Genomic DNA, 9,754 nt, shown 5'->3' with positions numbered 1-9,754 from the left:
TTATGGCTCCACATGAATTTTATAACCTTTATTTTGGAGAAAACCTAACAAATATTCAAATAAGGGTCTAAATTTAAAAGAAATGAAGAATTTATTAGATTCTGTCCAAAACCAGGGGGTTAATCCGAATTATACAATCACGCTTATGTGTCCGTCAAAATGGGAATGAGTCGACCATAGTGATTTTTCAATAATTAAGAAGTAAAAACTTATCACTTAGTGAAGTCACGACAATAATCTCATATACTTTTACTTTTCGGAATTGAAAGATCTAAAACTAAAGGCAGACCTTGAAAAATGTATATACTATGGTATTCATCCCATACTTATTGAACTTATAAATCCATCTGTAAGGGTCTGTGCTATAGATAGTACAGGAGTAAGGAGTTCCAAATATGACAGCGAAGCTAAATATGGTAAAGATACTCGTCTTGGGAAATATAAAGGATATAAATTACACTGTGCTGCTATACTACCACTGTCATTTTGCTTAACTACTGTAAATGTCTATGATAATCAAGTTTTGCTCTATGAAGTAAAAACTCATAATCAATTTGCTATACTTGTAGATGCTGCATATGATGATACTGCCTGGTTTGAAACAGCAGAGGTTTATCATTAAACTTATTGATGGATATAAATATCCGTAGGACCAAAAGCATTGAGTCAGTTACTGATGAACTTAGATATAAGAATGCCTTGTTTCGTGAATCTCCAATAAGTAATAGTCTATATAGACATAGAATAAAAATGGAACAACTATTTTTTGTACTTAAGGGTTTATATAAACTGGAAAACCCAAAGCCCTATGGTCAAAAGTGTTATGAACGTCATATTAAATGGGTTCTCCTATCATACCTAATACATGGATTCAATAAAAAAGAGCAAGGAATAACATCAAGAAAATATCATTGAAATATTTAAAGATTCTAATAATAACCCATTTAATATGGTAAAAGCAGCTATTTTTAATGCAGCCAGTACAATACATATAGTATTACATAATTCTAAAGTATAAATTTACAACTTAATTATTCAACAAGCTAAAAATATTATAAATTAAAAAATGCAGATAAATTTACACTAAGTTTTATGCAAAATCCATACAAAAACAGTGTAGAAGGTGGTATTAACTACTTTACACTACTAAAATAATAACATTATATAACACTTAAGTATATTAGGTAGGTTATACGGAGTAGTATACGGATGCAAAAAAGACTAAACCACGGAATGATGGCGAAATATAGAAAAATGGGTAAAATAGAAACATAAATAAATGCTCATCCACTATTATATTAATTAACTCTTCTACCATAATTATAAAATTCCTGAGACCTATTTATTATTATAACAACAAAGACTATGAAAGATGTTACATAAAGAATATGTTGGGGTTGGTAAAGAGAATTGTTATTTGTAATAAATAATGCTGAATAAAACTAAGTGAATTGGAAGGTGAGGAAAATAGGGATAAAAGATAATACTAATATATTAATTGTAGATGATAAACCTAAAGACTTGCTTTTCTTGGAAAGTTTACTTGAAAGTATGAATTGCAATATTATAAAAGCATCTTCAGAGAATGAGGCATTAAGCCTGATGTTAGATTATGATTTTGCACTTATACTTTTTGATGTACAAGTATCTGGCATAAGTGGATTTGAAACAGTAGAGTTAATGAGAGTTAATTCAAAACCCGACAGATACCAATAATATTTGTAACAGCAATAGATGGGGAAAAAAATTGCATATTTAGGGGTTATGACATAGGGGCTATTATTGATTATATTTTTAGACCCATTGAGCCAATAATATTACAGTCTAAGGTTAGAGTTTTTATAGAATTTTACAGACAAAAGAGATTGATGAAGGAACAGGCTGTATTACTTGCAATAAAGGCTAAGGAATTATCAGAACTTAAGGAAATCAATTGTAAGTTAGAAAGTCTTTCACTTTGTGATGGGCTGACGGGAATTCTGAATAGGAGAGGTTTTGATAACTATCTTAGTATGGTTTGGAAGAGCTGTATACGTTCAGGTAAACATGTATCATTAATAATGGCAGATATTGATTATTTTAAAACATATAATGATACTTATGGACATCCTAAAGGTGATGAATGTCTTATAAAAGTTGCAAAAACCATGGCTTCTAGTGTAAAACGACCAATGGATTTTGTGGCACGATATGGTGGAGAAGAATTTGCTGTAATATTGCCAGAAACTGATGGTAGTGGTGCAATAATTGTAGCAGAGAAAATAAAAAAAGCTGTTCAGGCATTGTCACTTATACATAAATCTTCACAAGTCACCAATTATATTACAATAAGCCTAGGAGTGACAACAGTAGTTCCAAATGGAACTCATTCCATGGAGAAATTTATTAGTAATGCAGATAAAGCTCTATATAAAGCTAAATCAAGCGGGCGCAATACTGTGAATTTCTGTAATGAATAGACCTATAATGATAATATGTATATCAATAATTATAATAATATGGATGAAAATGGGCATTTTATAGGAGATAAAATTATGTATAACAATAAAGGTAGTTATTTTTATAGTGCATTTGGTCTGAAGATTGCTTCGGATTTTTACCTTCCTGAGCTTATTAAAGGTGAAGATTTAGGTGAAATCGATATTAATATTGTTAAAGGTGAAGTTCCAATAGAGATTGATAAGGCTATATGTGAAATTGAATATTTTAAGGCGTCACAAAATGAATTGATCTTTGAGGTAGAAGGTGTGGCAAAGTATTATATGACAAATGGTAATACGATAATTGTACAACCTAATGAAAATGCCAATGATAATTCTGTGAAATTATATTTGCTGGGAGCGGCTTTAGGTACAATCCTTTTGCAGAGGGGTATTATTCCTGTACATGGAAGCGCTGTTGTTATTCAAGGAAAGGCCGTTATATTTACCGGAGTTTCTGGGGCTGGTAAGTCAACTTTATCTTCGGCTTTTCGTAAAATGGGACATCTTTTTTTAGCTGATGATATATCAGTAGTAGTAATCAATAAAGAAGGCATTCCAGTAGTACAGCCAGGATATCCACAGCAAAAGCTGTGGAGTGATAGTTTAGAAATAATGCGAGAAGATATAAGTCAGCTATCTAAGGTTTCTCCTATAGAAGATAAGTATGCACTTCCAGTACAAGAAGGATTTTTACATTCACCAGTTCCTCTTTCTGCTATATTCGAAATCAATCCAGAAGAATGCAGCAGCGTAGAAATTAAGCAGATTTCTGGAACTGATAAACTGAATATTCTTTTAAGGAATATATATCGTGAAGTATTTTTTAGAATTCTTGGTGTAAAGTCAGACTATTTAATGCAATGTTTAAAAATATCTAAGAATATTGAGTTTTTTAAATTAGTAAGACCTAAAGAAATATTTTCTTTAGAAGAACAAATCAGGCTTATAAAAAGAAAATTAGAATGTCTAGTATAAATTAAGGAGTAGTGAATGTATGGAGAAAAAAATTATTTCTGTTGAGGATGTTGTAGTTCAAAGAATAGGGTTAGATTCTACATTTATGGATGATGAAATAGTTATGATGGATATTAGTAAAGGTAAGTATTATGCTTTTAATAGTGTTGGTAGTCGTATATGGGAACTTATTGAAGAACCGTTATCAGCAAAAGAAGTAATTTCAATATTACTGAAGGAATATAATGTGAACGTCTCAATATGTACGGATACTGTATTAACATTTTTAAATGGATTGTATAATGAAAGTCTTATTAAAATCAATTAAAAGAATGACCAAGCTTTTTAAGCTATCGTGGGATGAACAAAGACTATTATTTGAAGCATTTTTTTTGTCAGGTATAGCTCGTTTTGCAATTTTGTCTTTACCTTTTAATAAATTAGCAGCTTTTGTTGGGAAACATAGGGAAGAGTCCTCTGAGCAGGTAAGTGATATTGATGAAATAACTATAGGTAAAATTAAATGGGCTGTATCAGTTGTCTGCAGGTTTACTCCTTGGGAAAGCAAATGTTTTGTTCAAGCTCTTGCAGGACAAATAATGCTAAAAAAAAGGAAAATAGACTCAACTTTATATTTAGGAGTAGCAAGGGATAAAGAAAAAAAACTGTTAGCTCATGCATGGCTGAGAAGTGGAAATATCATTGTAACTGGTGGACCTGGATATACTAGCTTTACACAAGTTGCAAAATTTGCAAGTAAAGTTGAGAGGAGAGAATAATGGGGGCAATATGTGGAATTTTCTGTATGGATGGCAGCGAAGTTTCGGAAGAAATGAGTTCAAAAATGAAGGATGAACTTAGTAGTTATCGTGTGGATGATGTAGCAACTTGGAAGAACGAAGAATTGTTTTTAGGCTGTGGTGTTCAATATATTACACCTGAATCTAAATTAGAAAGATTACCTTATTTTGATGAGGATACAGGTTTGGTTATAACCGCAGACGCAATTATTGACAATCGAAGGGAACTTTTTTCTTTGATGAATGTGCCAGAATTGGAATGGACCAGTATTACTGATAGTCAGCTTATTCTGATGTCATATAAAAAATGGGAAGAGGAATGCCCTAAGTATTTGGTGGGAGACTTTGCTTTTGCAATTTGGAATGAAAACAGAAAAGAACTTTTTTGTGCTAGAGACCATACAGGGAACCGAACTTTCTACTTTTATTCTTCTCCAAATATATTCGCATTTTGCACACTTGCTAAACCCTTGCTCTGTATTTCTGAGGAAGGTAAAAAGTTAAATGATAGATGGATTGCAAATTTTTTATCTTTAAGAGGGCCTATGCATGAAGTTGATAGCAATGAAACTGTATATAAAAATATTCAACAATTACTGCCAGCCTATACAATAAAGTTAAATTACAAGAAAATGATAAAAAAACAATATTGGGACCCGTTAAACTTACCTAAGATTAGGTTTAAATCTGATGAAGAGTATGAAGAGGCCTTTAAGAAAGTATTTTTTGAAGCAGTGCATTGTCGCCTTCGCAGCATAGGAGCTGTTGGAGTGCAGATGAGCGGGGGGCTTGACTCTGGCTCTGTAGCTTGTGTTGCTGCACAAAAATTGGCTGCTGATGGGAAAAGATTACAAGCATTTAGCGTTATTCCGTTTCCTAATTACAAGGACTATTTACCTAAAAATATTATAGCAAATGAAACTGATTATATTGAAGCTGTCGGTGAAAAATATAAAAATATTGACATAACTTATTGTAATTGTGAGGGCAAAAACTCAGTTACAGATATAGATGAATATATAGACTTTTTAGAACAGCCTTATAAATTTTTTAAAAATTGTTTCTGGATTAATGATATAGAATTAAAAGCTGCAAAAAGTGGGTGCACTATTCTTCTAGATGGACAAAATGGCAACTATACAATTTCTTTTGGAGATATATCTATTCATTTGATTACGCTCTTTAGAAAAGGAAAATGGTTATCAATGCATAGGGAAATTAGGGACTTCAGTAAGTTCCGAAATTTAAAGTATTTTCATGTGGCAAAAGTATTTATGAAAATGATTTTGCCTGACAATATTAGGAGTATTTACAGGAGAATAAGAGGCCGCTGTGAAGTGAAAGAATACGCTACGGCTGTAAATCAAGAATTGGCACTAAAATGGAAGGTTGATGAATTTTTTCAGCAGGAGAGCATTGGCCCATATCATAAGAAATGTTTCGATTTGGATGAAGCACGTAAGGTGACTGTTGATCCGACTGGATTTTCACAAATGGGTGGGGTGTATACTAAGATGTCACTAAAATATGGAGTGGTTAGCCGTGATCCTACCAGAGATAAACGAGTTATTGAATTTTGTTTAAGTATTCCCGGGGATCAATATGTTAGAAAAGGACGTGAAAGATATTTAATTCGTAAATCTATGTCCGGGATTTTACCGGATAAAGTAAGGCTAAATTACGATGTCAGGGGAACGCAAAATGCTGATTGGATACAGAGATTATTACCTATGTGGCAACAAATTCAAAAAGAAATAAGAGAAATGCTTAAGGATGAAAGGTTAAAGCCTTATTTAGATATGGATAAAATTAAGAAGGCTTTGAATTATATTGGAGATTTACCAAAACAGGCTGAAGAAACTTCAGTGGAAATCATAATTACGAGTTTGATTTTTGGACGTTTTCTCAGTAGGTTTAATGAAGAAATGTATTAGGAATTTATTCCTAATTTTAAATATTATAGATGTACTTGAAAGGAGGTGATAAATATGAAAGATATGAAAGAATGGAAAAATCCTGAAGTATGGGAATTAGCTGCTGAATATACTCAAGCTGATTTAGACGGGCATGGACAAGATAATGTTAGGATAAGTATAGGTAATGGGCATTTTGCTTACGGAACTACTAGTAACTAATAATTAAATTTATTTAAGTGATTAAACTGCAGTGATTAAACCACTGTTTTAAACAGTGGTTTAATTGATAATATTTTGAATGCTTATACTAGCGGCATTGTTTTGGGTGGACTTGGACTATAATTCTATGGAGGAGGAGCATTAGATTGAAGGATTTATGGTTAAAAACAAAATGGTTAGCGTTACAAGCTAAGCCCTTTACTCATTATCTTCTATCCATAGTGATCTTTGGCAGTATTTCTTCATTGATTGGTATATATAGGGCTTTAATAACAAAAAGATTGATTGATATAGCTACTTCATCTCAACTGAGTAATTTATTCCGAGTTTTAGGAATACTTGCTGTTACTATAATTTTGGATATAGGTTCAAGAGTAGCGGTTACATTGATAACTTCAAAGTGTTCTATAAAAATTTCTAATAATATTCAACGAAAGTTATATAATGGGCTTATGAAAACGAAATGGATGGAATTTTCTAAGTATCATAGTGGAGATGTGTTAACTAGAATGACCAGTGATGTTGATGCTATAACAGGTATGCTTGTAACTACAATACCAAATATAATATCATTAAGCATTTTACTTATTGGATCGTTTATAACACTTTTAGTTTTGGATCCATTTTTGGCTGTAGTATTTATAATTCTATCACCTAGCACAATTTTGTTAAGTCGTTTTTATTCATCAAAATTGAAAAAAATTTATTTGAAGTATCAAGCACTGGAATCGAAATACCGTTCATTCTTAAATGAATCTTTTCAAAACATGTTAATAGTTAAAGCTTTTTGTCTTGGGGATAGAAATATTAATATAGTTGAGGATATTCAAGAGGATAGAGTTCAATTAACAGTAACTCGTACAAAGATGTCAGCAGTAACTAATGTTGCTTTGTCTTTAGGTTATTGGATAAGTTATTTTCTAGTTTTTTGCTTTAATGCCTCAAAACTGTCGAAAGGTACTACCACATTTGGTACACTTACAGCTTTAATACAGCTTGTAGGGAATATACAAGGTCCATTTTATGGACTTGCTTCTTCCCTTCCACAAGTGGTTGCTGCGATAGCTTCTACTGAAAGGATTATGGAACTTGAAAATTTAGACTTTGAATCTAATGATTTAATAATAGAAAATATGAAATCATCTGGTGCTTTATTCCAAAATGTTGATTTTAGTTATAAAGAAGACAAAATGGTATTAAATAATGTATCTGTAAATATTAATTCTGGTGAGACTGTTGCGCTTGTAGGGCCATCTGGTGAGGGGAAAACGACTTTTATACATTTGTTACTTTCATTAATAACCCCTAAAAAGGGCCATCTATACATAACAAACAATTTAGAGAATATTGAAGTAAGTGCTGGTACTCGAAAGTTCATGTCCTATGTTCCACAGGGAAATACTCTTTTTTCAGGTACCATAGCAGAAAATCTTCGTTTAGGCAGGCCAAATGCCACAGATGAAGAACTTGAGGCTGCTGCAAAGGGAGCCTGTGCTTGGGATTTTATTAAAAACTTGCCGGAGGGTCTTGATACCAAGTTGGGTGAGAGAGGGGTAGGTTTATCAGAAGGACAAGCGCAGAGAATTGCTATTGCTCGCGCATTGTTACATAAAGCTCCAATATTAATATTAGATGAGGCTACTTCTGCCCTTGATTCAGAAACAGAAATAAGAGTTCTTAAGAGCATTCAAAATTTAGACCCTACACCAACCTGTATAATTATTACTCATAGAAATACAGCATTAAGAATATGTGATAGGGTATTTAGAATAGAAGATAGGCATATTGTAGAGCAAAATAGTTTAATTCATAAAGATATTGCAGCTGATGTAGTTTAGAAGTGGTGTAAGAAAAAGGTATGCCACTTCTAAGTGTTTCTAATATTCTTTAAACAAAAATTATTTTCTGCTGCTTAACATCTGAGTATATCTTATCAAACTACGTTATTGAGTTTCTTATATCTCTTATGAAAACAAAAGGAAGACCTCAAAAAGAATATACGGAAGGTGAAGAATTAGAGATAAAAAAGTATATAAAAAACCCATAATCCCAAAGATAGAGGTAGACTATTGTGTATAAAATTAAGAGTAGTGAATGGATTATCCTTAGAACAAATCTCAAATATAACAGAGTATTTTTTATCAACAGTAAGTCATGTGATAAGTTTATATAATAGATATGGAATAAAAGAAGTACTGGTAAAAAAAATATGGAGGTAATCATAGAAATATGACACCCGAAGAAGATAAAGAGTTCTTAGAACACTTTAGAGAACAAGCACTAGCAGGAGAAATTTTAGAAGTAAGTGAAATTATAACTGCATATTCCAATAAACTTAATAAGAAAGTATCAAAATCAATTGTTTATGATTTATCGCACCGTAATGGTTGGAGAAAAGTAATGCCGAGGAGTAAACATCCTAACAAAGCAGACGATGAAGCTATAGAGGCTTATAAAAAAATGCTTGGAAAAGCAGATGAGTTGGAAAAATATCGTACACGAGTAAATAAAAGTTTTCGTTTGATGTTTCAAGATGAAGTAAGCTTTGGACGTATAAACAAGCCCAAAAGGTGCTGGTGTAAAGGTAATATAAGACCTACTGTCCCATGTCATAGAATTAGAGAATATACATATGCTTATGGAGCTGTTTCACCACTTGATGGAGATATGGTTTCTCTTGTCCTTCCAAGATGTAATACAGAATGTATGAATATATTTCTTGCTGAAGTATCAAATCAATATCCCGATGACTATATTTTAATGGTTACTGATAATGCAGGCTAGCATAGATCAAAGGGTTTTGTTGTTCCACAAAACATAGAGATTTTTTCATTATTGTCATATACTCCTGAGCTTAATCCTATTGAAATGATTTGGGGTGAAATTTATGAAAAATTCTTTGGAAATAAATTATTTAAAACACTAAATGCAGTTTCTAATAAATTATGTAAAGCTATTGTTCATCTCATAAATAATAAAGCTATTGTTAAATCTATTACAGATTGGCATTGGATAATATCAGCACCTTCAAAACCTAATTAGTATAACACTTAAGTATAGTAGATAAATTATACAGGAGATTATACTGGAAAAAAATATTAAACTACGGCATGATGTGAAAAAATAGAAAAGTAAGTAAAATATAAATAATTGATTAGCTACAATTACTAACATGTCCTGATGTCGGAGGATAGGGTTATTTAAGGGCTTAGGAAAAGTAGTTCGCCAATTCCACTCGATTTTATAAAAAATATGGAAATGGTATTGAAAGAAATTATTTTATTAATATTAATAGATTATAAGAAAGCAATTTGGTAATATGTCAAGAAGAAGATGAAAAGAAAATGAAATTATTTTAAGCAAAAAGGGTAACTTTAACAAG

At 31.7% G+C, this 9,754-nt stretch carries 11 protein-coding genes; all 11 read left to right on the top strand.

Features of this window, described 5'->3' with window-relative positions; genetic code table 11:
- Nucleotides 1–262 precede the first annotated feature (262 nt).
- The 11 genes from ACJDU8_RS24270 (at nt 263) to ACJDU8_RS24220 (ending at nt 9,414) form a co-directional block, all read left to right on the top strand.
- Nucleotides 263–622, top strand: a complete 360-nt coding sequence (locus ACJDU8_RS24270) for a transposase (protein WP_406794758.1) — start codon at nt 263–265, stop codon at nt 620–622.
- Between the two features lie 836 nt (nt 623–1,458).
- Nucleotides 1,459–1,716, top strand: a complete 258-nt coding sequence (locus tag ACJDU8_RS24265; RefSeq protein ID WP_406794757.1) for a response regulator — start codon at nt 1,459–1,461, stop codon at nt 1,714–1,716.
- 152 nt (nt 1,717–1,868) lie between these two features.
- A complete protein-coding gene (locus ACJDU8_RS24260) occupies nt 1,869–2,459 on the top strand; it encodes a GGDEF domain-containing protein (protein WP_406794759.1) in 591 nt (196 codons plus the stop codon).
- A gap of 75 nt (nt 2,460–2,534) precedes the next feature.
- Nucleotides 2,535–3,458 carry a hypothetical protein gene (locus tag ACJDU8_RS24255; protein ID WP_406794756.1) on the top strand — a complete coding sequence of 308 codons (924 nt, stop codon included), beginning with the start codon at nt 2,535–2,537 and terminating at the stop codon, nt 3,456–3,458.
- Nucleotides 3,459–3,477: 19 nt separating this feature from the next.
- Nucleotides 3,478–3,765, top strand: a complete 288-nt coding sequence (locus ACJDU8_RS24250; protein ID WP_406794755.1) for a lasso peptide biosynthesis PqqD family chaperone — start codon at nt 3,478–3,480, stop codon at nt 3,763–3,765.
- Nucleotides 3,740–4,216, top strand: coding sequence for a lasso peptide biosynthesis B2 protein (locus ACJDU8_RS24245; RefSeq protein WP_406794754.1), 477 nt, complete (start codon nt 3,740–3,742; stop codon nt 4,214–4,216). Before ACJDU8_RS24250 ends, ACJDU8_RS24245 begins: the two co-directional genes overlap by 26 nt.
- Nucleotides 4,216–6,171: an asparagine synthase-related protein gene (locus ACJDU8_RS24240; RefSeq protein ID WP_406794753.1), complete on the top strand. Its 1,956-nt coding sequence runs from the start codon at nt 4,216–4,218 to the stop codon at nt 6,169–6,171. Before ACJDU8_RS24245 ends, ACJDU8_RS24240 begins: the two co-directional genes overlap by 1 nt.
- A gap of 54 nt (nt 6,172–6,225) precedes the next feature.
- A complete protein-coding gene (locus ACJDU8_RS24235; protein WP_406794752.1) occupies nt 6,226–6,372 on the top strand; it encodes a hypothetical protein in 147 nt (48 codons plus the stop codon).
- Between the two features lie 146 nt (nt 6,373–6,518).
- Nucleotides 6,519–8,210: an ABC transporter ATP-binding protein gene (locus ACJDU8_RS24230; RefSeq protein WP_406794751.1), complete on the top strand. Its 1,692-nt coding sequence runs from the start codon at nt 6,519–6,521 to the stop codon at nt 8,208–8,210.
- 391 nt (nt 8,211–8,601) lie between these two features.
- Nucleotides 8,602–9,156 (top strand): winged helix-turn-helix domain-containing protein, encoded by a 555-nt coding sequence (locus ACJDU8_RS24225; protein ID WP_406794750.1) that lies wholly within the window; start codon nt 8,602–8,604, stop codon nt 9,154–9,156.
- A gap of 51 nt (nt 9,157–9,207) precedes the next feature.
- Entirely contained in the window at nt 9,208–9,414 is a 207-nt protein-coding gene (locus ACJDU8_RS24220; RefSeq protein ID WP_406794749.1) for a hypothetical protein, read from the top strand.
- The last annotated feature ends 340 nt before the right edge of the window (nt 9,415–9,754 follow it).

The organism is Candidatus Clostridium eludens (assembly GCF_045310515.1).
GTDB classification, from domain to species: domain Bacteria; phylum Bacillota; class Clostridia; order Clostridiales; family Clostridiaceae; genus Clostridium_B; species Clostridium_B eludens.
This window is presented reverse-complemented; position numbering and strand designations above follow the sequence as displayed.